The following is a 25487-nucleotide window of genomic DNA, read 5'->3' on the forward strand; positions in this document are numbered from 1 at the left end:
ACAGGGCGAGATGCTTAATCATGGTTTTAGTTTGGATTCGATAAGAGAGGCCTAACTTCAAACTTATCTATTATTGATACCTTTCTTCGCCTACAACTTCTCCCTTAGCATTATAGGACAGCTTTCGGATAAGCTTATTCTCCTCATTGTACTCAAATACAATGCGGGTTAAACCTTCGTACATCTTTCGATTTGCATCCAAATAGGTGATTTCCTTTTTGTTGCCATGCTCATCGTATTTCAACTGCAAGATTGGAGGCACGGAACCCGGCCCTACAAAAGCACCTTTGGCATCGTAAAAACGTTCCTCGATCAAGTGGCCTTGCTGATCGTAGTCCTGCTCATGTATCGCCACATATTCAAAAAAAGGTGCAATGGCCCCATCTTTATTAAAGCCTACCAAACGAACCAATTGTCCTTTTTCATTGTAAAAGAACTTTTTAATAGAAGCACCATAGAAGTCATTGGCTAATACCACATATTCCAATCTTCCTTCCTCGGAAAAAACAGAATCATTTTGGCCATTCAAATCTTCTGGTTTCCTGCCTTCAAGCAATGCTTTCATGATATTGAAAGTGGCGGTATCAATTTCCACCGATTCAGTAAGCCGCTTATTGTCTTTGCCATGAGTTACCTGAACCTCTTTAGTAGCGGATGTTTCAGCTTGCTTACTGGAACAGGCAGAAATTAGGATTGTACTGATAAATATGGAGAACAGCCTTTTCACGATTCTTAATTTAGGTTGAGATTCCGCGACTGCAAATTAAGGTATGCCTGACTTCCTCCGAAATTCTGTTTAAGAATAAAAGAATCTCATCCCCTATAAAATGGGTACTCAGCCGTACTTAAGCAATGAGTGAAGCGATTAAAGCTAACATTTGTCATATTCCCCCTTTTTCGCTTTCGTACTTTTGCAAAAATTTCTGTCTATGGATCCCAATGCCGGAAAAAAGAATCTGGTAAACCGCTACAGTCGGGAAGAGCTGGAAGCGCGCCTAATGGCCGAAGACTTTAAACGCATTACCGTATCTTTTTATCGATACGTTATTCTCGACGATCCGCAAGCCATGCGTGATCGTTTATATCAAGAGTGGACTGAGCTCAACTGCCTGGGTCGCATTTATATTGCCCGCGAAGGTATCAATGCCCAAATGAATGTACCCGAACAAAATTGGGAGCAATTCGTAAAGGAGCTGCATGCCAAGGAAGAGTTCAAAGACATCCCCTTTAAAATTGCGGTGGAAGACGATGGAAAGTCCTTCCTCAAATTGGTAATTAAAGTGCGGGATCGCATTGTTGCTGATGGTTTAGCGGACGATCATTATGATGTTACCAATGTGGGTACCCACCTCGATGCGGAAGCCTGGAATAAAGCCCTGGAAGAAGGGGCTATCGTAGTAGATATGCGTAATCACTATGAAAGTGAAATCGGGCATTTCGAGAACTCCATCCTCCCTCAGGCGGAAACCTTTAGAGAGGAATTGCCTGAAGTTTTGGAAAAGCTCAAAGGCAAGGAAAGTGATAAGATCCTCTTGTATTGCACCGGTGGTATTCGCTGCGAAAAAACTTCTGCCTTTTTAAAACATCATGGTTTTAGCGATGTAAACCAGTTACATGGCGGCATTATCGATTATGCCCGCCAAATTAAAACCAAGGAATTGCCGAACAAATTTCATGGTAAGAACTTTGTCTTTGATGAGCGCCTGGGCGAAAGCATTTCCCATGAGGTAATTTCGCACTGTCATCAATGTGGAGAACCTTGCGATGTGCATGTAAACTGCGCCAATGTAGCTTGTAATTTGCTCTTTATTCAATGCCCAACTTGCGCGGAGAAGTACGACAAATGTTGTTCTGAAGAATGCATGGAAGTACAGCATTTAAGTGCAGAAGAGCAGAAAGAGCTCCGCAAAGGCAAAAAAAGCCAAAAGCGTTTCCACAGTCATAGACGCTGGGGTGATTTACATCCTGAAACCAAAAGCTGACAAATGTTCTTTTTCGCCTCTTCGACAAAATGAATATTTGAAACCTCTTAAAAAAGATTGCTATGCCATTTTATCAAAAACTAGGAAAGATTCCGCATAAGCGCCATACCACCTTTCGCAAAGAAAATGGAGATCTGCATTATGAGCAGCTCTTTGGCACCGAAGGCTTTAGTGGAATGTCGTCCCTGCTTTACCACCTCCACCGACCGACTATGGTTAAGGATGTGAAGGTAGGTGCCGACCTCAACCCGAAAGCAGCCCTGGATCACAATATTACCAGTCGAATGCTGCAAGGTTTTCAGGTTCCGGCCAAAGAAGATTATCTGGAAAGCCGAATTCCCGTGCTCTTTAATAATGATGTGCACATTTCATTGGCCGCTCCCACCAAGAGCTTAACCGAATACTTCTATAAAAATGCCGATGCGGATGAGATGATCTTCATTCACCGTGGAACCGGCACCCTGCGCACCATGATGGGAAATATTCCTTTCGGCTATGGTGACTATTTGGTGATTCCTCGCGGGATGATTTATCAAATTGAATTTGATGATGCGGATAACCGTCTTTTCATCCTCGATTCCTATCAACCTATTTATACCCCTAAGCGCTACCGCAACTATTTCGGTCAGTTATTAGAGCACAGCCCCTTCTGTGAACGCGATATGCGCGGTCCTGAAAATCTGGAAGTGCATGATGAAATGGGGGACTTTGTGGTTAAGGTGAAGAAAGAAGGCATTTTACATGAAATCACCTATGCCAGTCATCCTTTTGATGTGGTAGGCTGGGATGGATTCAACTACCCTTATGCCTTTAATATTAAGGATTTCGAACCCATCACCGGAAGGGTACACCAACCACCACCCGTACACCAAACATTCGAGAGTGCTCAATATGTAGTTTGCTCTTTTGTTCCGCGTTTGTACGATTACCATCCTGAGGCGATTCCTGCTCCTTACAATCATAGTAATATCGACAGCGATGAGGTATTATACTATGTAGATGGAGACTTTATGAGCCGTAATCATGTGGACAAAGGTTTTATCAGCTTGCACCCAGCCGGTATTCCCCACGGACCTCATCCCGGAGCTTATGAACGCAGTATAGGCCAGAAGGACACTCAGGAATGGGCTGTTATGGTAGATACCTTCCGTCCTTTGAAAGTAACTCAAGCGGCCCTGGATATCGAGCTCGAAAACTATCATCGTTCTTGGCTCGAGGAATAATCGTCTAACTTTGCAAAAAAGCGATTCTATTATGGACACACTTTACGATACAACTTCTCTTAAATTAAAAAAGGAATTCCCAGATGCTGAGGATTTCTTACCCCTGAATGGTACCGACCACGTAGAACTCTATGTGGGTAATGCCAAGCAAGCGGCCCACTTTTATAAAACTGCCTTTGGCTTTCAATCTGTGGCCTATGCTGGATTGGAAACGGGTGTAAAAGACCGCGTTTCTTATGTTTTACAGCAGAACAAAATTCGTTTGGTACTCACCACTCCTTTGGGAGAGGGCGGCCCGATTAACGATCACTTGAACCGTCATGGTGATGGGGTGAAAAACGTAGCTCTGTGGGTTGACGATGCCACCAAAAGCTTCGAAGAAACCACCAAGCGTGGAGCTGAAGCGGCCTTTGAGCCTTATACCATTGAAGACGAAAACGGAAAAGTAACTTTAAGTGGTATTAAAACTTATGGCGACACCGTACACGTTTTTGTAGACCGTTCCGAGTACAATGGCCCCTTTATGCCAGGCTATAAAAGCTGGAAAAGCCATTACAATCCTGAAGGTGCCGGACTAGAATACATCGACCATATGGTTGGTAATGTTGGCTGGGGCGAGATGAACAAATGGGTTGACTTTTACGCTCGCGTGATGGGCTTCGCTCAACTGGTATCTTTTGATGACAAAGACATTTCTACTGAGTACACTGCCTTAATGAGCAAGGTGATGACCAATGGAAATGGTCGCATCAAGTTCCCAATTAATGAGCCTGCTGAAGGCAAGAAGAAATCTCAGATTGAGGAATACATCGACTTTTATAATGGCGCTGGGGTGCAGCATATCGCAGTTGCAACCAATGACATCATTAGCACGGTTGATCACTTAAAAGATCATGGGGTAGAATTCCTTTATGTACCCGATACCTATTATGATGATTTACTGGATCGTGTAGGCGACATCGAAGAAGAGGTTTCCGAATTACGCAAACGTGGAATTTTGGTAGACCGCGATGATGAAGGGTATTTATTACAGCTCTTCACTAAGCCAGTAGCGGATCGTCCGACCTTATTCTTTGAAATCATTCAACGTAAAGGTGCCAAGAGCTTCGGAAAAGGAAACTTTAAAGCCTTATTCGAGTCGATTGAACGCGAACAAGAAAGCCGAGGAACTTTATAAGTTAACCAGGATTTAGATTATAGAACGCCCCAATATTCTCGGGGCGTTTTTTTTATATTCTATCAGGATGCACACTTATTCAGGACTGCTACCTTAGTTCTTAAATCCTGATCCTGAAACTATGAATGAACTTAAAAACATCTGGCATCAATTAATTACCAAATACTCAAGTGAAGAGGAGCTTATTGAAGAATTTTGGCTTGAAATTGAAAAAGCGTATTCCAGCCCAAAGCGACATTATCACAATCTCGAGCACTTGCAGTATATGTCGAAATTAGCGCTTAAATATCAGCACTCCATTCAGGATTTGGATACCCTGCTTTTTTCCATCTTTTACCATGACTTCGTATATCAGGCCACTAAAAGTGATAATGAAGAAAGAAGTGCTGAAGTCGCATCCCAGCGTTTGCAGAAACTACGCTTAGCAAAGTCGAAAATTCAAAATTGCTATAACCAAATTCTTGCGACGAAAAGCCATGAAAATATTGACGACAAAGACTGCAATTTCTTACTGGATTTTGATCTGGCCATTTTAGGCGATGAGCCTGCACTTTACGACGCTTATTGCCAAAAAATCCGCAAGGAGTATTCCGTTTACCCTAATTACCTATATCGCGAAGGCCGGAAAAAAGTTTTGGAACACTTCCTAGCCATGGAATGGATTTTTAAAACCTCGGAGATTCGTGAATCCCATGAAAAACAAGCGCGCCAAAACTTAAAAAGGGAATTAGGACGTTTATAAATTTCCAGATGCATCACTTAGTCCTTTTTCAAATGCTCTTCAAAACTTTAATCAAAATCCCCTACTTGCTAGCTAGCTTGATCACCCTTTCCTTAACTATGAGGGCACAAATCACTGAAGCAAGTCCTTCGCAATTGGACTCTACCTGTCTTTTCACCATCAACGGATCTGATACTCTAAAGGGTCATTTTTCAGAACATATTTCTCGTTTGGATAGCTTTTCCCTGGTGCGAAGGTTCTATTATCACCGATTTGAAAAAAGTCTATTGCAGGGTGAAGCCCGCGCCCAAACTAAGAGAGCGCAATTTTACAGAGATCGAAAAATTCTAAGTGGAAATTATCACAATGGCGAAAGGTCCGGCACCTGGTATTTCTATGGTAATGGTTACGGTTTTCAGGGTATATGCACGAGCATTTACCAACAATACACAGTTCGCTATAAAACAGACAGCATTATTGTAGCGGATATAGACGGATCTCAATTCACAATTTCCAAATCATCCAAATACATTCATGGGCTTCTAAATTTTCAGAAACAAGAAAAACTTGAATTTGAATGTCAAAATGGGGACTGTAGGTTTACAAGAACAGAGAGGAATGAGCTCACAAAAGGTCATTTCGATTTCTTGAAGAACAAACTCTTAGAGCTGGAATGTCTTGGCTTTATCAAACCCTAAGGTGCTTCCCCTCCAGGAAGTTTTCGCTTTCCATTCACAAATCCCAGGCAACTTCGCATACTAATTGCGGTGTCTGTATCTTTAGATGCACACTATGAAGACACTGATACAACTCTGTTTTTTACTTAGCCTCCCCCTTACTCTTATTTCCCAGCATAGCATAGAAGGCCGCGTAGTAGATGAAGACGGCAAGGGCTTACCCTTCGTAAATATTACCATTAACAAAGGGGGCCGCGGGGGAACTACCGATCTGGATGGTTTCTACCAACTGGAAAGCACAGCGCCAATTAATAGCCTTGACTTCAGTTATATTGGTTTTGAGTCCCAAAGTTTAACAGGCCCTAATTTAGAGACCAAAGCTAAGCTGGTCGTTTTAATAGAAACCAAAACCACTTTAGGAGAAGTAACCGTTTTACCTGGCGAAAATCCTGCTCACCGCATGGTTGAAAATGCCGTGCGAAACAAGGAAGCCAATGATCCGGAAGAACTGGATCAATTCAGCTATTATTCTTACAGCAAGTTTATTGTTACCCTCAACCTCGACTCTATCGATCCCGATATTGATACCGTCATGCTTTCTGATCGCATCGACAGCCTCAAAGCAGATCAGCCGGATAGCATTGTAAAGATTGACAGTAGTGGCTTCGAATTGCATCAATACTTTTCCGATAAACACCTCTTCTTTATGGAGACTCTTACCCAGCGGAAATTCAAACGCCCTCGGGATAATGAGGAGGTGATTGCCAACCGAACTTCAGGATTCAAAAATCCCATGTTTTCACTGCTGGTCACCCAATTGCAATCTTTCTCTTTTTACAGTGATTATATCGGAATTAGTGGTGGGGAATATCTAAATCCCATCAGTAAGGGGAGCACCAAACGCTATTATTTTGTTTTGGAAGATAGCCTCTTCACCGAAAGTGGTGATACCATTTTCACTTTAAGTTTTCGTCCCCGACCTAATACCGGTTTTAAAGCTCTGCAAGGAGTAATCAATATCGACTCTCGCGATTGGGCGATTGTGAATGTACGCGCTACCCCGGCCTCAGAAGAAAGCTTACCCATAGAAATCAGTCAAGAATACCGTCGTTTTGGACCCCACACCTGGTTTCCTGTTTCCTTCGAGGCAGATATCAAACTAAGGATGTTTAGCATTAATAAAGCCGTGCCCCGGGCAATTATGCGTAGGCGTTTAATGCGAATCGACCTGGATCCCAAATTGAAATTTTCGGATATCTCCCATGCCGAGTTAACCATTGAAGAAAAAGATCAAGCAGAAGTAGATTCTTTATTGAATGCCTTTCGTGGGGATGTGTTAGACAGCCTGGAGGCCAACACTTATACCTTTGTGGATAGTATTTCTGAGGCAGAAAACTTTGAACGCAGCTTGAATATCTTTCTCACCTTGAGTCGAGGTTATATCCCCATCTACTATGTAAACCTGGACATTGGCAGCGTGCTGAATTACAATGTATACGAAGGATTCCGTCTGGGGGCCGCCTTTGAGACCAATGAACGCTTTCATGATCGCTTAAAATTAGGCGCTTTCTACGCTTATGGATTTAAGGATAAGGCCCATAAATACGGAGGTCATATCAATTATGAGCTCCACAAAAACCTCCGCTGGCAAGTGTACGCCCGCTATAAATCCGACATTTTCGAAACCTCCGGATTTGGTATGCCCGGCATTGATGCGCAATCCATTTTCCAAAATAATTACCGTCGCATTAGTATTGAGCAATGGGATTACAATCAGCAAATTCGCCTAGGCATGCGCATTGATCCACTTCCCAATATTCAATTAGACTTAAGCACCTTGCATGAAAGGCTTAATACCGTCGGCAACTACCAATTCTCGGATTTCACAACTAATCGGGATTGGTTTGAGTTTAGCGAAGTAGCCATTGGATTACGCTATGCTCCGGCAGAAGAGTATGCAGAAACTCCGATCGGGAAAATTAAGCTCCGCCAACGATACCCGGTCTTCTCCTTGCATGTAAGTGAAGGTATGAACGATTATTGGCAAGGGGACTACAATTATACCCGCGCACTTTTTCAAGCTGAGTACAAGCGCTTAAGCCGTGGCTATGGCGAAACCAGTATTCGCTTGCGCGCTGCCGCTGTTTGGGGCGATGTTCCGGCAACAAAACTCTTTACCCCAGCGGCCAATTTCCGTACTATTTCGAATTATTGGGAAGCTACTTTTTATGCCGTTCCCGATCGTCACGCCTTTGAGACCATGCGCTTTAATGAGTTCCTCAATGATCGAATGATTAGTTTGATGTGGCGCCAGGATTTCCGCAGTACCTTTTACAAGCGATCGGGATTTGAGCCTCATTTGGAGATGGTGCACCGGATAGCTTTTGGAACTTTAGCCAAACCTGAACTGCATAAAAATATTGGTGTGAAGGATTTAAAGCATGGCTATTTCGAAAGTGGTTTGGAATTTAACCGCCTCTATGTAAGCAACCTGCTGGGACTGGGAATTGGCGTTTATTACCGCTACGGACCAAATCAATTAGCAGAGCCTTTGCACAACTTTGCCTTTAAGCTAAGTTCCAAGTTCAGTTTTTAAGACGTCATTTCCGTGCTCTGAGCCACACAGTTTTAGTAGTTTTGCCCAAATTCTTTTTGGCTTAGCCACGGATGTTTACATTCATTGCCCGACTTATCCTCAGGAACCGGATAACGGTTCTAAGCAGCTTGCTCTTCCTCAGTTTTTTCATGGCCTGGGAGGGGCAGTACGTACAGGTAAGTTTCAAGTTTTCACGCTTACTTCCCAAGACCGATAGTGCACAAGTGGAATACGATGTATTCCGAGAACGCTTTAATCAAGTTGGCAATACCGTGGTTTTGGCAATTGATAGTTTCGATGTTTTTGACCCTGAGCTTTACCCCCAATGGCAGCGCTTACAAGATGAGCTAAACGCTATTCCGGGAGTGGTTGGCGTTCTTTCGCCAGTTAATGCCTATAACCTTTTACGCAATGATAGTATTCAAAAACTGTACTATCAATCGATGAACCCCGGTTTCCGCAGTGGTAAGCTCGACAGTATGCGTAACCTCTTCAGTCGACTTCCCTTTTACCAGGGCTTACTGCGCAGTGAAGATGGCCAGGTTCCACTAATGTTAGTGCAGATAGATTCAGAGCAGCTTTATGTACGGCAGATTGTAACCATCGTAGAAAGTATTAAGGAAAGCGCCGAAGTGGCGGAAGCTCATATTGGTCGCGATATAAAAATTAGTGGTCTGCCTCATATTCGCATGGCCAATACCAAAAAGGTAAGTAAGGAAATCTTCCTGCTGGTAGGTTTGGCAATGCTGGTAACTGCCTTAATTCTCTTTGCCTTTCTCCGCAGTGCGCGCGCCATGCTTATTTCGCTGGGCGTGGTAGTCTTGGGAGTATTCTGGTCCTTCGGGTTAATATCCGTTTTGGACTATGAGATCTCCATGCTCAGTTCCTTGATTCCTTCGCTGGTCATTGTCATCGGCGTACCCAACTGCATCTTCCTGATCAACAAATACCATTCGGAATTTAAAAACCATGGCAATCGTATAAAGGCCTTACAAAGGGTAATTCGCAAAATTGGTGCGGCTACTTTAATGACTAATGCCACCACTGCCATGGGATTCGCCTCTTTGATTCTCACCGATAGCACTATCTTAAAGGAATTTGGGGTTGTAGCCTCCCTAAATGTGATGATGGTATTCGTAATCTCCATCATTGTAATTCCGGTATACTACAGCTTTGCTCGCCCACCGAAACAAAGACATTATAAACATCTGGAAAAACGCTGGATTAAAGGCTTTATCGACTGGTTGATTCGCGCCTCCATGTACCACCGCCCCTATGTTTACAGCGGATTGGTATTATTGCTGGTAATTGCCGGAATAGGGATCTCCAAGATTTATACCACCGGTAATTTGAGTGAAGAATTTAAAAAGAGTGATCCCGTATTCCAGGATTTGCGCTTTTTAGAAGATCGCTTTGGCGGGGTAGTTCCCTTAGAATTGGTAATCGACACTCGCAACCCAGGTGGGGCCTATAAAAACAGCACCCTCAAAAGAATGGATCGCTTACAGGAGGCTATGCAAGAAGTACCTGGGGTAAGCAAGGCTCTTTCGATTGTAAACGGATTAAAGTTCGTGAAGCAAGCCTATTACCGAGGGGAACCCGACTTTTACGAATTACCGGGATCTCAAGACCGCAGTTTCGTACTCTCCTATATTCCCAATGATAGTGAAGATGGCAACAGCCTGATGCAATCCATGGTAGACAGCACCGGACGCTATGCGCGTATTAGCATGCAGGTAGAAGATATGGGTAAAGAGGAATCAGCCTATTTGCAGGAAGCCCTAATGGCTAATATCGCCGAAATTTTCCCAGCCGATCGTTACGATGTTACGGTAACCGGAGCCTGGATGGTCTTCCAAAAGGGCACTACCTATCTTATTAAAAACCTAATCGTAAGTCTGGGTTTGGCAATTAGTGTTATTGCCTTAGTAATGGCCCTTATCTTTCGCTCCTTTGCCATGGTATTGGTATCACTAGTTCCTAACCTCTTCCCTTTATTGATGACAGCGGGGATCATGGGATTCTTTGGTATACCCTTAAAGCCCAGTACTATTTTGGTTTTCAGTGTAGCTTTTGGAATTAGTATTGATGATACCATCCATTTCCTGGCAAAATATCGACAAGAACTAAAGATTACGCGCTATAATATTGGGCAATCTGTATTATTGGCTATTCGCGAAACGGGAGTGAGCATGTTCTACACCTCTGTGGTATTGTTCTTTGGCTTTAGCGTATTTACAGCCTCAAGCTTTGGCGGTATTGTAGCTCTGGGAATACTAGTGAGTATAACCCTTATCATCGCAATGATTGGCAATTTACTGCTCTTGCCAAGCTTATTGCTTAGCTTTGAAAAACTGATCATTAATAAGTCCTTTACTGAGCCTTATATTACCATTTATGAGGAAGACGAAGATGATGATGAGGACGATGATGAACCGGAATTCCCTAATCAGGAGACCCCAAGTCCAAAAAAAGAGCTGTCGATAGAATAAACTCTAAAAACCCCAGCATGAAAGGAATCATATTGGCCGGAGGCTCCGGAACGCGTTTACACCCACTTACCCTGGCAATTAGTAAACAGTTGATGCCCGTTTACGATAAGCCAATGATTTACTATCCATTGAGCACCCTATTGCAAGCTGGAATTCGAGAAATCTTAATCATCTCTACCCCTCACGATTTGCCACTTTTCGAAAAGCTTTTGGGCGATGGTAGCCGCATAGGTTGTGAGTTTCACTACACAGTACAACATGAACCCAATGGCCTGGCCCAGGCTTTTGTACTTGGGGAAGATTTTATTGGTGATGACAGCGTTGCTTTGGTTTTGGGCGACAATATTTTCTATGGTTCCAAGATGGAGGATCTGCTGCAAAACAGCAAGAACCCCGACGGTGGGGTGGTGTTCGCCTATCAGGTTTCGGATCCCGAACGCTATGGAGTGGTAGATTTTGACGAGAATCTTAAGGCGGTTTCTATTGAAGAAAAGCCCGCTAAACCCAAATCCCGCTACGCGGTACCGGGGCTGTACTTTTATGATAATGCAGTGGTAAATATTGCCAAGAACCTTAAACCTTCTGCTCGGGGCGAATACGAGATTACAGATGTAAACAAAGAATACCTCCAGGCAGGAAAGCTACAAGTAGGTATTTTAGACCGGGGTACAGCCTGGCTCGATACCGGAACCTTTCCGAGCTTAATGCAAGCCGGCCAGTTTGTTCAGGTAATTGAAGAACGTCAGGGTCTGAAAGTCGGTTGTATTGAGGAAATTGCCTGGCGACAAGGTTTTATCAATAATGCCCAGCTTGAAGAAATCGCGCAGCCTTTGCTGAAAAGTGGCTACGGTCGCTACTTGATGGATCTGATTAAAGTAGACTAAGCATGCAGAGAATTCCGGACTATGTTAAGCTGGTGGAACGTACACTGGCTCAGCAGAATTTTGATCAAAGTCCAGCTGAACTTTATGCCCCCATGGGCTATATCCTGGCTCTGGGAGGAAAGCGTTTACGTCCGGCACTTAGCCTTGCCGCCTGCGAACTTTTTGGTGCAGCGGCAAGCAAGGCCCTAATGCCTGCTTTAGGAATTGAAGTCTTCCATAATTTCTCCCTCGTACATGATGATATTATGGATGAGGCCAACCTTCGCCGTGGGCAGGCCACAGTGCATAAAAAATGGAACCGCGACATTGCCATCCTTTCGGGAGATGCCATGTTGGTAAAGGCCTATCAATACATTGCCCAGGTAGAAGCGCAAATTTTGCCTGCCGTTCTGGATTGCTTTTCGCAAACGGCGCTTGAGATCTGTGAAGGGCAGCAAAGAGACATGAATTTTGAGAATCGCGAGGAGGTGGCAGAGGCCGAATACCTGCTTATGATTCGCCAAAAAACCGCGGTACTTTTAGGGGCTGCTCTAAAAATTGGAGCCCTGGTAGCCGGTGCTGATAAAATGGCCGCGCAATCGCTCTACAATTTTGGTATCAATGCCGGTTTGGCCTTTCAGATACAAGATGATTTACTGGATGCCTTTGGCGATCCTGAAAAAGTAGGCAAAACAGCCGGTGGTGACATCCTCCAGGATAAAAAGACAATCTTGATGATATATGCCCGCGAGTTGGATCGCGAAGCTTGGTCAGATTTGCGCCTTGACCAGTTGGAAGGCGATGAAAAGGTTAATGCTTATCGCGAATGGATGATCGCCTGTGGAGCCAAGGCTAAGGCCGAAGCCAAACGCGATTCCCTGCTAAAAGAGGCCCTGGAAGCCTTGGAGGCAGCTCATGCTCCTGATGTAGAATTGAAGAATGAATTGGCGCAATTTGCCCAATGGCTTAGTCATCGTGATCGATGAAATTCTGGCACCAGCTTAAGCAAGTTCCGGCTCATCTCAATTTATTGGAGGATCTCCGGGCCCAATTGGCCAAGGACTTAGGTATAGAACTAATGGAGGTACCAAACCAAAACTTGCTGGAATGGCTTAATGAGTGGTTAGAGGCAAATCTCAATAAAATAGATCTGGCTCAGCTGCTGTATCGCATTGACCTTGAAATCCTATCCGCCGAAAGGCCCCAGGAAATAGCCGCGAAAATTCTGGAACGAGAGGCTCAAAAAGTGATCTTCAGAGCCCAATACAGCGGTAAGATTTAAAAGAAAATCTGGAAAATAGGCGCCCAAGAAGTAGAATAAGGCGAATCGCCCCCATCGAGTACATTCAGGCGTAAGCCAATTAACATCTGGCCTTTTCGACCAATATCCTGCTTAAAACCTCCTTGTAAAAACAGAACCGGGGTCCATTTATTCTCGATATCAAAATCCAGAGTATTAAGATTGTAGATATAGACATCGTGATTTAAAAGCTCAAACTGAGATCCCACGAAAAATTTGCTGAAAGAATAATTACTAAAGACATTAGGGCCGTGTACCTGATTCTCAAAATCGACCGGAATAATCTGATTTCCCGAATAAATCTGATTCCACTTTACGTAGTTATACATATATCCTGCACCTAGCACCCAATTATCGTTAACCTTATAGCCCACCTGGGGAGCCAAAAAAATATTGGTGTTATTGCCAAAACTTAAACCGGCACCGCCACCATAGATTAGGCGATCTTTAAGGGGAGTTGCTCCCTTTTTAGCTTGAGATGGAGCTTGAGGCTTAGCTTCTTCCTTCTTCTGTTCCTGGCCAGATTTGGGATTCTTCTTAAATCTATCGCTTTGGGCCGATGAATTGAAGGCCACCAAACTAAGTAGTAAAAGCAGGAAAAGTGACTTTTTCATGAAAACAAAAATAAGCGCAATAGATTAAGGATAGCAAATAGTGATAATAAAGCACATTGAAGACTTAACGCATTATTTTTATCCTAATTTTGTAGCCAATTTCGCGACGCGTAAATCATGGACAGATTTTCCTTTCTTGGAGGAGTACACAGTACCTTTATTGACGATCTATATCAACGTTACCTAAAAAGTCCGGATAACATTGAACCCAGTTGGCGGGCTTTTTTCCAAGGTTACGATTTTGCCCGGGAAGAATACGGAGACGAACAAGCAGCGGGTATCGCTTACAATCATGATGAGATTGTAGCCGAGATTCGCAAAGAGTTTCAGGTATTAGCCCTGATTGACGGATACCGTACCCGAGGCCACCTGTTTACTGCCACCAACCCCGTTCGGAGTCGACGGGAATATGAGCCCAAACTTACTATCGAAAATTTCGGATTACAGCAAAGTGATCTGAACCTTCCTTTTCAGGCGGCCAAGGAAATTGGCTTTACCGAGAGCAAGACCCTGGCGGAAATTATTCAGCGACTGGAGGAAGTATACTGCCGTAGTATTGGTATTGAATATATGTATGTTGGCGATCCCGAGCGTATTCGCTGGATTCAAAGTCAATTGCACATTAATAATAATCACCCGAACTATACGGCGGATGATAAGAAGCTTATCGTTCATAAACTGAATGAAGCCGTTGCTTTTGAGAACTTCATCAACCGTAAGTTCGTAGGCCAAAAGCGTTTCTCTATTGAAGGAGCTGAAAGCTTAATTCCTGCCTTAGAATTCGGTATTCGCCGCGCGGCCAAATTGGGCGTAGAAGAGTTTGTGATGGGCATGGCTCACCGTGGACGCTTGAATGTTCTCTCCAATATCTTTGGAAAAACCCAACGAGATATCTTCTCGGAGTTTGAAGGCAAGGAATTCTTGGATGCCGAATTTGACGGAGATGTAAAATATCACTTAGGCTATACCACCACCAAGGAATTGGACAGTGGCAAAACCATCAAATTAAACCTCTCTCCAAACCCCTCGCATCTAGAGGCGGTAGATGCCGTAGTAACCGGTATTGCCAGGGCCAAGATTAACACGGCCTATGGCAAAGAGAAATCGAAAGTAATGCCCATCTTGATCCATGGTGATGCCGCCGTGGCTGCTCAAGGTATTGTGTATGAAGTACTGCAAATGGAAACCCTCGATGGTTACCATACTGGCGGTACTGTACACATTGTAATTAATAATCAGGTGGGCTTTACCACCAATTATCTGGACGCGCGTTCCAGTATTTACTGTACTGATATTGCCAAGACCGTACAAGCCCCAGTGCTTCACGTAAATGGTGATGATGTAGAAGCTGTTATCCACGCAACCCTGTTTGCGATGGAATACCGCCAGCGCTACAACCGCGATATTTTTATTGATCTCTTATGCTACCGTAAATACGGGCACAATGAGGGGGATGAGCCTCGCTTTACCCAGCCTTTATTGTACAAGGAGATTAACAAACACCCTAATCCCAAAGAGATTTACGCTAAGAAGCTTGAACAGGACGGGGTGATTGACAAGGCTTTTTTAAAGAGTCTGGAAAACGATTTTAAGGAAGTGTTGGAAATGCGCTTCGACGAATCGAAGAAAATTGAGAAAAACAATATTACCCAGTTTATGGCTGATGAGTGGGACGGATTCCGTACTGCCGAGCCCGTAGACTTCTCGGAGTCTATTGACAGTTCATTTGATCTGGATAAACTGAAATCCATTGCCCGTACCATTACCACTTTACCCGAAGGCAAAAAGTTCTTCGTGAAGATCAAGAAATTGATGGAAGATCGCTGGAAAATGGTGGATGAGCGCAATAGCCTGGATTGGGGTATGGCCGAATTATTGGCTTATGGCTCCTTAATCGTGGATGGCTATAATGTGCGGATTAGTGGTGAGGATACCGAACGTGGTACCTTCTCCCATCGCCATGCGGTAATTAAGGTAGAGGATTCTGAAGAGGAGCATATCCTGCTCAATAATATCCCTGGCCGCGAAGGCCGGTTTGCCATTTATAACTCTTTACTCTCCGAGTATGGCGTTATGGGCTTCGACTATGGTTATGCCATGAGCTCACCCGAAACCTTGGTAGTTTGGGAAGCGCAGTTTGGCGACTTCTTTAATGGCGCGCAAATTATTGTTGACCAATTCTTATCCGCCGCGGAAGACAAGTGGAAGGTGCAAAACGGATTGGTATTGTATCTGCCTCATGGCTATGAAGGTCAAGGTGCAGAGCACAGTAGCGCACGTTTAGAGCGTTGGTTACAGCAATGTGCCCAGTACAATATGCAAGTGGTAAATATTACCACTCCGGCGAACTTCTACCATATGATTCGTCGCCAGATGTTGCGGGATTTCCGTAAGCCCTTGGTGGTAATGACGCCAAAGAGCTTATTGCGTCATCCTAAGGTACAGTCTCCCTTAGAAGATTTGGCCACCGGACGTTTCCGTGAATTATTAGATGATCCACGGATTGAAGACCGCTCAAAGGTGAAGAAGTTGTTCTTCCTAAGTGGCAAGCTTTATTATGATCTTGATAAGGTTCGCGATGAGAAGCTGGTAGAAGACCGTGCTTTTATTCGTTTAGAACAATTGTATCCATTAGCTTCGGAGCAGATCAATGATTTGATTGCCAGCTATCCGAATGCCGATGAAATATACTGGGCCCAGGAAGAACCTATGAATATGGGAGCCTCCTGGTATGTGCAAATCAATTTCCCTGTTAAGGTGAACAAGGTATTCGCCACTCCGGCCAGTGCCAGTACTGCTGCGGGATCATCGAAATTGGCTGCCCTCAAGCACAATAATCTAATCCAAGAAATATTCAACACCTAGATTTCAATAATTACCATGAGTGTAGAAGTTAAAGTTCCTTCACCCGGAGAATCGGTTTCCGAAGTAGAGATTGCCAGTTGGTTGGTGGCCGATGGCGATTATGTTGAAAAAGATCAGGAGATCGCCGAGATCGATTCTGACAAAGCTACCCTGGCTTTACCCGCCGAAGAAAGCGGCGTAATCAAGCTAATTGCTGAGGAAGGTGAAGCGGTAGAAGTAGGTCAGGTGATTGCAACCATAGACACCGATGCCGCCGCTCCAGAAGGTGGTAGTAGTGCCCCTAAAGCGGAAAGCAAAGCTGAGGAGAAGAAAGAAGAGGCCCCTGCCCCAAAGGCTGAGGCTAAAGAAGAAAGTAAGCAAAGCTATGCTACGGGTTCTGCCTCTCCTGCAGCGAAAAAGATTATTGACGAAAAAGGATTAGATCCCAGTCAGATTACCGGTACCGGTCGTGATGGCCGTATTACCAAGGACGATGCTATTAAAGCAGAGGCCAGCATGGGAACGCCAAGCAATGCCGCTCGTCCAAGCAGCACTTCTCGTATGAGCAGTCTGCGTCGTAAATTGGCTCAGCGTCTGGTTAGCGTTAAGAATGAAACGGCGATGCTTACCACCTTTAATGAGGTGAATATGCAGCCTATTTTCGATCTGCGTAAACAGTATAAAGAAGACTTCAAAGAAAAGCATGGAGTTGGTCTTGGCTTTATGAGCTTCTTCACCTTGGCGGTAACTCGCGCCTTGAAAGAATTCCCACAGGTAAATAGTATGATCGATGGCGACAATTTAGTGAGCTTCGATTATGCTGATATCAGCATCGCGGTAAGCGGACCTAAAGGTTTAATGGTTCCTGTACTGCGCAATGCCGAATTAATGAGCTTCGCGGGTGTTGAGAAAGACATCAAGCGCTTGGCTACTAAGGTTCGCGATGGTAAGATTACCGTTGATGAGATGACTGGTGGAACCTTTACCATTACCAATGGCGGTGTATTTGGCTCAATGTTGTCTACCCCAATCATTAACCCTCCCCAGAGCGCTATTTTAGGCATGCACAACATCGTGGAGCGTCCGGTAGCAGAAAATGGCCAGGTAGTGATTCGTCCGGTTATGTACGTAGCTCTAAGCTATGATCACCGTATTATTGACGGACGTGAGTCGGTAGGCTTCCTGGTAGCGGTTAAAGAAGCCTTGGAAAACCCAGCCGAATTATTGATGAACAATGATCCTAAAAAAGCCTTAGAGCTTTAATCAGGAAATTAGCATAATGAAAAGCCCGGCCAGATGGTCGGGCTTTTTTGATGGGATACTCCTTAGGCTAAGCTGAGTTCTACCTGCAGTTTAATATCTTTACTAAATGCAAAAAAGCTTTATAGATAAGTTCGCAAGTAAACAGGCTCAAGAAGAGAAGCAAATTTCCTTGACCCCTAATCAACGCTTTGAACAATTCTTGAAGCTTAGTGAAAGCATGGCCCGATTATATAATACTCCCAATAAGGCTAAGGCAGGCAATCTAGTCCTAGTAAGACAAAGCAGAACACCTTGACCTAGGATCAAGAAATAACTTCATTTCTTCAATCCTGCCAGAGCATTGTTTCCCTCCTTAGCATCTTTAATTAGTCCGCTTACAATTCTACCGGTTCCGCCTCAGAGATCTTTTGGGGCCAGGCCATTTTAATCTCTTCCTGGGCCGCATCAGAAAGATCTTTTAAAGGCCTACCAAAACGCTTCTGCGCCATTTCTTCCCTTAGTTCATTATAGGCTGCAGCCAATTCATTTTGCACCGCGATATAGAGTTTATAGCTGGTTCCACGATCATTTTGTAAAGACACCACCGCCTTTTGGGGATTATCTGAAGAGCTAAGACTTTGTTTGGCATTTAAACAATACTCACAAGTTCCATCGCCATTATTATTCAAGAAGTCCCGAGTAGCCTTACGCAGGTCTTCGAGGGCCATCAACTCCCCTTCGACCATCAGTTTATCCTGAGCATTTACCAAAACCGTAAAGATGTTCCTTTGGTGAATAATACTGGAATTCGGCAAGGGTTTATCCTGAATGGGCGGTAGCTTTCGAGTGATACCGGCATCCACATCCATGGTGGTGGTTACCAAAAAGAAAATGAGAAGAAGGAAGGCAATGTCGGCCATAGAACCGGCATTAATCTCAGCAGAAGCGCGTTTCGACATAATCAATTGTTTTTAAGAAAACGGGCAGCCGTCGAACTCTGGTATTGGCAATAGGGCATAAAAAAACATCCGCCCCTCAATCGAGAAGCGGATGTTCCAACAAATACTGTATTCTCAGACTATTTACGTCTGTCTTCGAAAACCTCTCCCTTACGGGTAGAGTAGTTTATTTTCAAGGAATTTGCTTTACGCAATTCCTGTTTGATATCGGTAATGAATCCCATTTTCACGTCTTCATCCGCTTTAATGGAAACCGTCATCAAGGGTCTTTCAGCTTCGTTAATCTCCTCGCGGGCGGCAATAACAAAAGGTTGTATTTCACCAACACGAGCGATCGCATCGTCTAATTGCAGGACGGGCTCTGTTCCCAATTGGGGAGCATAAGCAGCTTTAGGTTTACCTACATAAAGGTAGGTTACCAAAGATTTACGCTCCAACTTCTTAATCTCGGTCGCAAATGGCTTTTCGTTCTTCACCTTTAAGGTTACTTCCCGCATAACGGTAGTTACCATGAAGAAGAACAGTAGCATAAATACGATATCCGGAAGAGAAGCCGTAGAAATCGCGGGAGTACCGCCTCCTGATTTTTTCTTAAACTTTGACATATTAACCTAAACTTACCGGTTCTGCTTCGGAGATCTTTTGGGGATAGGCATCGCTGATTTCTTTCTGAGCAGCCTCATCCAGATCATCATAGGACTTGCCATATCGGCGCTGAGCCAATTCTTCCCGAAGCTCATTATAGGCAGCCGCCAGTTCATTCTGTACAGAGATATACATCTTGTAGGAAGTACCACGGTCGTTTTGCAGAGAAATAATTGCTTTACCAGGATTATCTGAGGAAGAAGGACTTCTTAGACCACCGGTACAGTAATCACATTTTCCGTCGCCATTATTATTAAGGAAGCGCTTTGCTGCCTCACGAAGGTCTTCGAGTTCCATGTATTCATCCTCTACCAATAATTGGTTGCGGGAGTTTACCAGAACGGTGAAGATATTCTTCTTTTTAATGGGGGGAGGGTCTTGCAATTGTTCTTCATCCCATGGCGGAAGCTTACGGTTGATCCCTGAATCCACGTCCATGGTAGTGGTCACGAGGAAGAAGATCAACAGTAAGAAGGCAATGTCTGCCATCGAGCCGGCATTAATTTCGGGTAATGCACGCTTTGCCATAGTGAATTATTTACTGAATAAACGAGATACTTCTGAATACAGAATCGCTACGATTGCTGCAGCAGTTAACACATAGAAGGTTCCTAATCCCATACCAATACGGGAAGAAGTGCCTTCGGTAATATCCAACTTAGCGTAAGTTGTAGTTGCATCCGTGCCGTCGCTCAGTGCGTAAGTCAAACCAAAGATTACGATCAGACCTACGATACCGACAAGGGCACTTTTAGCCCCACCTGGGTTCTTTGCAATATTGAGCACGGAAAATCCTAAGATGCCAATAACGCAAATCCCAATCAGGACATAAGTGATATAAAGTCCAGTATCTACCATCTTAATCGTCTAATTATTTGTTTTCGAAACGAACTAACATGTCCACCAAAGTGATAGAAGCATCTTCCATGGTGTTCACGATAGAGTCAATTTTCGCAATGATATAGTTGTAGAAAATCTGTAAGATAATCGCTACGATCAAACCGAATACAGTGGTCAAAAGGGCCACTTTAATACCCCCTGCTACCAGTGATGGAGAAATATCTCCCGCTGCTTCAATCGCGTCGAAGGCGTCGATCATACCGATTACAGTACCCATAAACCCAAGCATAGGAGCCAAAGCGATGAAAAGAGAGATCCAAGATACGTTACGCTCTAAAAGACCCATTTGTACAGAACCGTAGGAAACGATAGATTTTTCAACCATCTCGATACCTTCGCCACTGCGCTCTAAACCTTGGTAGAAGATGCTGGCCACCGGACCGCGGGTGTTACGACAAACTTCTTTGGCCGCTTCCACACCACCGCTTTGCAGGGCACTTTCGATTTCAGCTAATAATTTCTTGGCGTTTGGAGTAGCCATATTGAGGTAAAGGATACGCTCGATACAGATGGCCAAACCTAAGATCAGGGTAATTAATACGATACCCATGAATTCAGGACCACCTTCGATGAATTTTTCTTTCAATACCTGGTGGAAAGACATATCCTCTTCAACTGCAGTTTCTTCTTCAGTAGTTGCAGGAGCGGCTTCTTCTTGAGCAGGAGCTTCTTCTGCAGCTTCCATTGCTGCGGTGTCGCCCATATCCTGTTGAGTAGTGTCTTCAGTGGCAGTTTCCTCAGCCGCAGCTGCTGTATTGCCTTCCTCTTGGGCCATCAAATTTGTGGTTCCAAACATAATGGCTAGTACAGCCAAAATAGAGAGTGCTCTTTTCATTACAGTAGTTCGTTGATTAAATTTTCGGTGAAAATAAAAAAATGGCTCGAAAGCTTAACGGCCAAAGTCCTTTAATATTGGCATTTGCTTTCGAAGCGTCAAAACTAATACACATTTTGGGCTTAATATAAAATCTGGGTTAATTTATCATAGATATTTTCTAATTTCGCAGGCCCAAGAAGGAGAGGTGCATGAGTGGCTGAAATGGCACGCCTGGAAAGCGTGTATACCGCAAGGTATCGAGGGTTCGAATCCCTCTCTCTCCGCAAGAATCCCGATCAGCGATAGCTGTTTCGGGATTTTTTTTGCCCATGACGTCAAGTAGCAAAGCGAGCTTGAGGGAAATGGGCAAGAAAAAAGACCAGAGCCATGAGCACGGCGAAGGCTCGGGATTCTTGGTTATGGACTCCAATAAGGGATCAAGGACTGGAAGGAGTTAATCTCTTTTTTTAGATGTGAGAACTGAGACCGCTTCGCTGGGAGAGTTGAGACTTGTATCTCCTTTCAAAACTTCTTTTATCGTAATGGACTGATTGCCAGTAATACAAGGAGTGAAAGAAGCCCGACAAGCTGAAGGCTTTGGAATAGATGTGAGAACTGAGACCGCTTCGCTGGGAGATTTAAGACTTGTATCTCCTTTCAAAACTTCTTTTATAGTAAAGGATTGCGTGCTCGAAATACAAGGAATGAAAGAAGCCCGATAAGCCGAAGGCTTTGGGGTAGATGTGAGAATTGAGACCGAGGGGCTGGGAGATTTGAGACTTGTATATCCTTTCAAAACTTCATTTATCACAAAGGACTGCTTGCTCGTAATACAAGGAATGAAAGAAGCCCGACAAGCCGAAGGCTTTGGAATAGATGTGAGAATTGAGACCGCTTCGCTGGGAGAGTTGAGACTTGTATCTCCTTTTAAATCTTCATTTATCGTAAAGGACTGATTGCTAGTAACACAAGGAGTGAGAAAAGCCCGTTAAGTCATAGGATTTGGAGAGATGTGAGAATTGAGACCGCTTCGCTGGGAGAGTTGAGACTTGTATCTCCTTTCAAAACTTCATTTATCGTATAGGACTGCTTGCTAGCAACGCAATGAATGCAGGAAGCCCAACAAGCCGATGGTTTTGGATAGAAATGAGAATTGAGAACGCTACGCTGGGAGAGTAGAGAAAGCACATTTGCACCAATGATTGGTCTCGAATCTATTCACATGCCTCGACTAATAGATAAAATATTCCATCAGAAGAACCATCACATCTTTCAGGTATAAGCCAGGATTGACAAAGCTTAGATTCCGGGTTAAAAACACTGATCAGCGTAAAGCTTAAAGACGCCATTTCAAAATGATTGCACTCACAGTCTACAAATTCAAAAAGATCTCCATACTCCTCAATATTAAGAGCAGCAAACAGCTTTAAGTCATTAACCTTTCTAGAATTCATGCTGGGCTTTGAATAATAGATTACCTCATCCGAGAAACCCAATAAAACACGATATCGCAATCCAAAGTGTTGCACTACAAATCTTAGTTCTCTTTTTTCAAATTGATAAGAATAATCCCAGCCTTTTAAGTCCTGTTCCTTTACTCGAATGTTAGGTTCATTAGCAATCGGTGAGATATTCCTGTAGATAGATGTCAACTGCTTTTGATAAGCATGACAAGTATCCGAATGCGCCTCCATTTTAGATTGCAAAAAAGCTTCCGTTGATTCGGCTATGCCTTGATTAATTTCATTTTCGTCCAATTGCGCAAAAGCTGGCCAATGAAATAAAAGTGTTAGAAATAAGGTGAGAATTGATCTAGCCATAGATGTAGCTTTAAATATACCCCGAAAATCGTGAACCACTTAAGTAGGTTTTAGATTTAATAATTGAATTATCAAGGATCAAATCAAAATTTTGATCCAGTTCTGTTTTGTTTAATTACTGACTCGAATGCAATTCCCTCCCTATTTCAACTAAGGCTCCCTAAGACCTATTTCCGGCTCTTAAAACGAGCTATGGAAGAACATTTTTAATCAGCATTAGACTGATGCCTAAGCCCAGCAAAATTCCCAATAGCCCAAAGTAGCTGTTCTTTCGATCAAAGTATATGGCGAGTATCAATAATACGAAGGCATGGAATAGCGCCGTTCCCGTGGTAAATAGCATTACAAACATATCTCCTCCGGATTCCCTCCAAGCAAGCCCTAAGTAAACCGCAAAATAAGCAAGTACAATTAGGAGGTTTTGTCCAATATTTTTCCAAATATCCCGCATAAGTACGCCCCTTGTTCAGGCTGTTTAGCGTTCATCTTTTTAATGAGTGTTCTATAAAAGCTTCTTAAAAACTAGTCGCCTGTTTTGCAAATCTTCCAAGTTATTAATTTGGCCAATTCTCCAACACATCTTCCAGGCACCATTCTCTTTTAGCTGCTTCAAAATCCAGCTCCCTCCGGTATTGCAATCTTGAGCTCAAGCTTAGTTGACCATGCTGATCACGCACCAGCTCCACTCTCAGAATCTCAAGTAAATCCGACTTCCTTAGGTAGAGGTCCACATGCTTATATAATGGCCCTTCTCTTTGCCCAAACTCCGCTTTTAAAGCAAAGTGAAAGCAATCAAATTCCCTATCCTCTATAATGATTATGGTATCACCAAGATAGTACGAGTACCCAAATTTCCGATCAAGGTCCTGTTCAATTTCATCAATAGACCGGAGGCTATCCTTAAAACTAAATTGACTATAGCGTATTGTATCTCCTCTATCGCCAATAAACTGAAGTGAAATCCCATCTTGAGTTAAGGAATAACAATAGGGATCAAAAATGTAGCAATCCTGTCCTAAATCGCAATAAATTCGAAATTGCCATTCCCCTCGTATCAATGAAAACTGATCTACTGTACCGGAGTAGATTCTGGTACCTTTATTCTTTAATAAGGGTTGATTTAGGGTGTAACGATATTTGCAAACCCTGAGCTCAGTTTGCCCATATGCAGTTGCCGAAGAAAAAAGTAGAAATCCGTTGATTAAAAGTGTTTTACGCAGCATATTTCATGGCATTTTCGGCATGGATTCCCTCTAATGAGCTCTTTTGCATACCCAGCTATCGAAGCTTAATCGATCTCCACTTGCCGAAGCGCAGATCTTGCCCGAATAAACTTAATCCCCCAATAATAGCTTTGTCCGGCATAAACCAACATTCGATAATGAAAACGACCCAATGGAATTTCTCCCGCTTGCACACTTTCATAAAAAAGCAATGCAGAGGTACTCATCTTCAGGGCCTCCCTTTTTAAGCCCGAGCCTTGTTCAAAACTCCAATCGCTTTTTTGAAGCGAGTCCCTTAAACTCTTCATTCGTTGGATTAAGCCTATATTCTCTGTAATAGCAGCCTGTGCCATACTGGTGCTAGTATCTCCCTTAAACCTTAATGAATGGGGATCCAAGCCTCCGCCGTATTCCCCTGAAATCAACATCATTTCCTCCACTACTTGAACCATCTCTTGCATCAAACTATCATAGACATCAGGATTCTTAATCCTTTTATACTCCCTTTGAAAATCGGAGCGAAGATCTCCATAGGTGAAGGATACTAAATGCTGTAAATCGAATACCAGATCGCTGTAAAGGTCTGGCTCAGAAACGGCTTGCTCCCTTGTTGGTTTACAGGCGGCAAGAGCCCCAACTAAAAGAAGCCCTAAAAATGGAATCCTGGCGATGAATAGAAATTTGCGCAGCATAGGTCTGGAAGATAAAGAGCTTTTCCGTAAATATATGACAGAGCGGTATTTGTTGTCATTTAAGCCTAGAAGTCTTTAGCTAAAGCCTAATAGTGACTGACAACAAATTTTCGCACCCCACCAGATTCATTTACATAGCAGACTAAGCTGAATACATTCTCATCATATACACCATGGAAACGATACCAAGTATTGAATTCAAGATTACCGATTGTAGTATCCGTCCTCTCAAACCTGGTCTTCTCCCATAAAAATCCATTGTATTGATTAAAATAAACTTTCTTTTTTTTCCAGCTTTCATCCCATGGCTTAATAAAGGCTAGAAAATCAAAATCGGGGTCCACTTCAAAACTATCTACTGGAAAATAACTGGCTTTAAGGCACTCTGCCATTAATAAATCCTCACCCACCCCTTCCTTTAATCTCAACTTTTGGACACCAAAGGATCTGTTATACTCATTAAACCGGGGATTTATAAAATACTCGCTTGTTACAATTATCGGTTCATTGTTTCCCAGATCTAAAACACTACATCCGGCAAAAAGGAAAAGTGCAAAGAACAGCTTAAGTAAAAAACCCTTATTCATATTGATCGAAGGTAATTGGCTATAAGTCCATTTATAAGCGTCTTCTGCTTTTTACACCTTAAAAAAATTACACGGTGGAGCTAAAACACAGCAAAGAATTGCAGGTATCCTCA

23 protein-coding genes and 1 tRNA gene are annotated in these 25487 nt (G+C 43.5%); 13 read left to right on the forward strand and 11 right to left on the reverse strand.

Annotated elements, in window-relative coordinates; genetic code table 11:
- Window positions 1-70: 70 nt before the first annotated feature.
- Window positions 71-727, reverse strand: coding sequence for a hypothetical protein (locus ACO05P_RS10525; protein ID WP_421750669.1), 657 nt, complete (start codon window positions 725-727; stop codon window positions 71-73).
- 202 nt (window positions 728-929) lie between these two features.
- Between ACO05P_RS10525 and ACO05P_RS10530 the strand changes: the two genes are divergently transcribed.
- The 10 genes from ACO05P_RS10530 to ACO05P_RS10575 all read left to right on the forward strand — a co-directional run bounded on the left by ACO05P_RS10530 (window position 930) and on the right by ACO05P_RS10575 (window position 13013).
- Window positions 930-1982: a rhodanese-related sulfurtransferase gene (locus ACO05P_RS10530; RefSeq protein ID WP_421750671.1), complete on the forward strand. Its 1053-nt coding sequence runs from the start codon at window positions 930-932 to the stop codon at window positions 1980-1982.
- A 62-nt stretch (window positions 1983-2044) separates the two neighbouring features.
- Window positions 2045-3205 carry a homogentisate 1,2-dioxygenase gene (locus ACO05P_RS10535; protein ID WP_421750673.1) on the forward strand — a complete coding sequence of 387 codons (1161 nt, stop codon included), beginning with the start codon at window positions 2045-2047 and terminating at the stop codon, window positions 3203-3205.
- Between the two features lie 31 nt (window positions 3206-3236).
- Window positions 3237-4382: a 4-hydroxyphenylpyruvate dioxygenase gene (hppD, locus tag ACO05P_RS10540; protein ID WP_421750674.1), complete on the forward strand. Its 1146-nt coding sequence runs from the start codon at window positions 3237-3239 to the stop codon at window positions 4380-4382.
- A 121-nt stretch (window positions 4383-4503) separates the two neighbouring features.
- Window positions 4504-5124, forward strand: coding sequence for a hypothetical protein (locus ACO05P_RS10545; RefSeq protein WP_421750675.1), 621 nt, complete (start codon window positions 4504-4506; stop codon window positions 5122-5124).
- Window positions 5125-5222: 98 nt separating this feature from the next.
- Window positions 5223-5801, forward strand: coding sequence for a hypothetical protein (locus tag ACO05P_RS10550; protein ID WP_421750676.1), 579 nt, complete (start codon window positions 5223-5225; stop codon window positions 5799-5801).
- 94 nt (window positions 5802-5895) lie between these two features.
- On the forward strand, window positions 5896-8376 hold the full coding sequence (locus tag ACO05P_RS10555) for a DUF5686 family protein (RefSeq protein ID WP_421750677.1): 2481 nt from the start codon (window positions 5896-5898) through the stop codon (window positions 8374-8376).
- Between the two features lie 71 nt (window positions 8377-8447).
- A complete protein-coding gene (locus ACO05P_RS10560) occupies window positions 8448-10868 on the forward strand; it encodes an efflux RND transporter permease subunit (protein WP_421750678.1) in 2421 nt (806 codons plus the stop codon).
- A 17-nt stretch (window positions 10869-10885) separates the two neighbouring features.
- Window positions 10886-11752 carry a glucose-1-phosphate thymidylyltransferase RfbA gene (gene rfbA, locus ACO05P_RS10565; RefSeq protein ID WP_421750679.1) on the forward strand — a complete coding sequence of 289 codons (867 nt, stop codon included), beginning with the start codon at window positions 10886-10888 and terminating at the stop codon, window positions 11750-11752.
- Window positions 11753-11754: 2 nt separating this feature from the next.
- Window positions 11755-12717 carry a polyprenyl synthetase family protein gene (locus ACO05P_RS10570; RefSeq protein ID WP_421750680.1) on the forward strand — a complete coding sequence of 321 codons (963 nt, stop codon included), beginning with the start codon at window positions 11755-11757 and terminating at the stop codon, window positions 12715-12717.
- Window positions 12714-13013: a hypothetical protein gene (locus tag ACO05P_RS10575; RefSeq protein ID WP_421750682.1), complete on the forward strand. Its 300-nt coding sequence runs from the start codon at window positions 12714-12716 to the stop codon at window positions 13011-13013. Before ACO05P_RS10570 ends, ACO05P_RS10575 begins: the two co-directional genes overlap by 4 nt.
- On the opposite strand, the gene ACO05P_RS10580 is transcribed toward ACO05P_RS10575, so the two are convergent.
- Window positions 13010-13645, reverse strand: coding sequence for a hypothetical protein (locus ACO05P_RS10580; protein WP_421750683.1), 636 nt, complete (start codon window positions 13643-13645; stop codon window positions 13010-13012). The two genes, ACO05P_RS10575 and ACO05P_RS10580, sit on opposite strands and share 4 nt — an antisense overlap.
- Window positions 13646-13762: 117 nt before the next feature.
- Here ACO05P_RS10580 and ACO05P_RS10585 point away from each other — a divergent pair, with 117 nt between their 5' ends.
- A complete protein-coding gene (locus ACO05P_RS10585; protein WP_421750685.1) occupies window positions 13763-16510 on the forward strand; it encodes a 2-oxoglutarate dehydrogenase E1 component in 2748 nt (915 codons plus the stop codon).
- Window positions 16511-16525: 15 nt separating this feature from the next.
- Window positions 16526-17752, forward strand: a complete 1227-nt coding sequence (odhB, locus tag ACO05P_RS10590) for a 2-oxoglutarate dehydrogenase complex dihydrolipoyllysine-residue succinyltransferase (protein WP_210760009.1) — start codon at window positions 16526-16528, stop codon at window positions 17750-17752.
- Between the two features lie 374 nt (window positions 17753-18126).
- Here the strand turns inward: odhB and ACO05P_RS10595 are convergent, their stop codons facing one another.
- From ACO05P_RS10595 to ACO05P_RS10615, 5 genes are all read right to left on the reverse strand, one after another.
- Complete coding sequence (locus tag ACO05P_RS10595) at window positions 18127-18690, reverse strand: ExbD/TolR family protein (protein ID WP_421750686.1); 564 nt, start codon at window positions 18688-18690, stop codon at window positions 18127-18129.
- Between the two features lie 119 nt (window positions 18691-18809).
- Complete coding sequence (locus tag ACO05P_RS10600) at window positions 18810-19295, reverse strand: ExbD/TolR family protein (protein WP_421750687.1); 486 nt, start codon at window positions 19293-19295, stop codon at window positions 18810-18812.
- A gap of 1 nt (window position 19296) precedes the next feature.
- Window positions 19297-19863 (reverse strand): ExbD/TolR family protein, encoded by a 567-nt coding sequence (locus ACO05P_RS10605; RefSeq protein WP_421750688.1) that lies wholly within the window; start codon window positions 19861-19863, stop codon window positions 19297-19299.
- A gap of 6 nt (window positions 19864-19869) precedes the next feature.
- Entirely contained in the window at window positions 19870-20193 is a 324-nt protein-coding gene (locus tag ACO05P_RS10610) for a hypothetical protein (RefSeq protein ID WP_421750689.1), read from the reverse strand.
- A 13-nt stretch (window positions 20194-20206) separates the two neighbouring features.
- Window positions 20207-21070 (reverse strand): MotA/TolQ/ExbB proton channel family protein, encoded by an 864-nt coding sequence (locus ACO05P_RS10615; RefSeq protein WP_421750691.1) that lies wholly within the window; start codon window positions 21068-21070, stop codon window positions 20207-20209.
- A 181-nt stretch (window positions 21071-21251) separates the two neighbouring features.
- Here ACO05P_RS10615 and ACO05P_RS10620 point away from each other — a divergent pair.
- A tRNA-Ser gene (locus ACO05P_RS10620) sits at window positions 21252-21336 on the forward strand.
- 930 nt (window positions 21337-22266) lie between these two features.
- Here ACO05P_RS10620 and ACO05P_RS10625 read toward each other — a convergent pair.
- The 4 genes from ACO05P_RS10625 to ACO05P_RS10640 form a co-directional block, all read right to left on the reverse strand.
- The gene (locus ACO05P_RS10625) at window positions 22267-22872 is read right to left on the reverse strand and encodes a hypothetical protein (RefSeq protein WP_421750693.1); all 606 of its coding nucleotides are present in this window, start codon (window positions 22870-22872) and stop codon (window positions 22267-22269) included.
- Between the two features lie 554 nt (window positions 22873-23426).
- On the reverse strand, window positions 23427-24095 hold the full coding sequence (locus tag ACO05P_RS10630) for a hypothetical protein (RefSeq protein ID WP_421750694.1): 669 nt from the start codon (window positions 24093-24095) through the stop codon (window positions 23427-23429).
- A 65-nt stretch (window positions 24096-24160) separates the two neighbouring features.
- The gene (locus tag ACO05P_RS10635; protein WP_421750695.1) at window positions 24161-24787 is read right to left on the reverse strand and encodes a hypothetical protein; all 627 of its coding nucleotides are present in this window, start codon (window positions 24785-24787) and stop codon (window positions 24161-24163) included.
- 86 nt (window positions 24788-24873) lie between these two features.
- Window positions 24874-25374, reverse strand: a complete 501-nt coding sequence (locus ACO05P_RS10640) for a hypothetical protein (RefSeq protein WP_421750697.1) — start codon at window positions 25372-25374, stop codon at window positions 24874-24876.
- Window positions 25375-25487 lie beyond the last annotated feature (113 nt).

Source organism: Croceimicrobium sp., from assembly GCF_965228705.1.
Classification (GTDB): Bacteria; Bacteroidota; Bacteroidia; order Flavobacteriales; family Schleiferiaceae; genus Croceimicrobium.

What these genes read in the sequence shown, in the direction of transcription:
- ACO05P_RS10530 (WP_421750671.1), top strand. Translation starts at nt 930, where the DNA reads ATGGATCCCAATGCCGGAAAAAAGAATCTGGTAAACCGCTACAGTCGG.
- ACO05P_RS10535 (WP_421750673.1), top strand. Translation starts at nt 2,045, where the DNA reads ATGCCATTTTATCAAAAACTAGGAAAGATTCCGCATAAGCGCCATACC.
- hppD (WP_421750674.1), top strand. Translation starts at nt 3,237, where the DNA reads ATGGACACACTTTACGATACAACTTCTCTTAAATTAAAAAAGGAATTC.
- ACO05P_RS10545 (WP_421750675.1), top strand. Translation starts at nt 4,504, where the DNA reads ATGAATGAACTTAAAAACATCTGGCATCAATTAATTACCAAATACTCA.
- ACO05P_RS10550 (WP_421750676.1), top strand. Translation starts at nt 5,223, where the DNA reads ATGAGGGCACAAATCACTGAAGCAAGTCCTTCGCAATTGGACTCTACC.
- ACO05P_RS10555 (WP_421750677.1), top strand. Translation starts at nt 5,896, where the DNA reads ATGAAGACACTGATACAACTCTGTTTTTTACTTAGCCTCCCCCTTACT.
- ACO05P_RS10560 (WP_421750678.1), top strand. Translation starts at nt 8,448, where the DNA reads ATGTTTACATTCATTGCCCGACTTATCCTCAGGAACCGGATAACGGTT.
- rfbA (WP_421750679.1), top strand. Translation starts at nt 10,886, where the DNA reads ATGAAAGGAATCATATTGGCCGGAGGCTCCGGAACGCGTTTACACCCA.
- ACO05P_RS10570 (WP_421750680.1), top strand. Translation starts at nt 11,755, where the DNA reads ATGCAGAGAATTCCGGACTATGTTAAGCTGGTGGAACGTACACTGGCT.
- ACO05P_RS10575 (WP_421750682.1), top strand. Translation starts at nt 12,714, where the DNA reads ATGAAATTCTGGCACCAGCTTAAGCAAGTTCCGGCTCATCTCAATTTA.
- ACO05P_RS10580 (WP_421750683.1), bottom strand. Translation starts at nt 13,645, where the DNA reads ATGAAAAAGTCACTTTTCCTGCTTTTACTACTTAGTTTGGTGGCCTTC.
- ACO05P_RS10585 (WP_421750685.1), top strand. Translation starts at nt 13,763, where the DNA reads ATGGACAGATTTTCCTTTCTTGGAGGAGTACACAGTACCTTTATTGAC.
- odhB (WP_210760009.1), top strand. Translation starts at nt 16,526, where the DNA reads ATGAGTGTAGAAGTTAAAGTTCCTTCACCCGGAGAATCGGTTTCCGAA.
- ACO05P_RS10595 (WP_421750686.1), bottom strand. Translation starts at nt 18,690, where the DNA reads ATGTCGAAACGCGCTTCTGCTGAGATTAATGCCGGTTCTATGGCCGAC.
- ACO05P_RS10600 (WP_421750687.1), bottom strand. Translation starts at nt 19,295, where the DNA reads ATGTCAAAGTTTAAGAAAAAATCAGGAGGCGGTACTCCCGCGATTTCT.
- ACO05P_RS10605 (WP_421750688.1), bottom strand. Translation starts at nt 19,863, where the DNA reads ATGGCAAAGCGTGCATTACCCGAAATTAATGCCGGCTCGATGGCAGAC.
- ACO05P_RS10610 (WP_421750689.1), bottom strand. Translation starts at nt 20,193, where the DNA reads ATGGTAGATACTGGACTTTATATCACTTATGTCCTGATTGGGATTTGC.
- ACO05P_RS10615 (WP_421750691.1), bottom strand. Translation starts at nt 21,070, where the DNA reads ATGAAAAGAGCACTCTCTATTTTGGCTGTACTAGCCATTATGTTTGGA.
- ACO05P_RS10625 (WP_421750693.1), bottom strand. Translation starts at nt 22,872, where the DNA reads ATGGCTAGATCAATTCTCACCTTATTTCTAACACTTTTATTTCATTGG.
- ACO05P_RS10630 (WP_421750694.1), bottom strand. Translation starts at nt 24,095, where the DNA reads ATGCTGCGTAAAACACTTTTAATCAACGGATTTCTACTTTTTTCTTCG.
- ACO05P_RS10635 (WP_421750695.1), bottom strand. Translation starts at nt 24,787, where the DNA reads ATGCTGCGCAAATTTCTATTCATCGCCAGGATTCCATTTTTAGGGCTT.
- ACO05P_RS10640 (WP_421750697.1), bottom strand. Translation starts at nt 25,374, where the DNA reads ATGAATAAGGGTTTTTTACTTAAGCTGTTCTTTGCACTTTTCCTTTTT.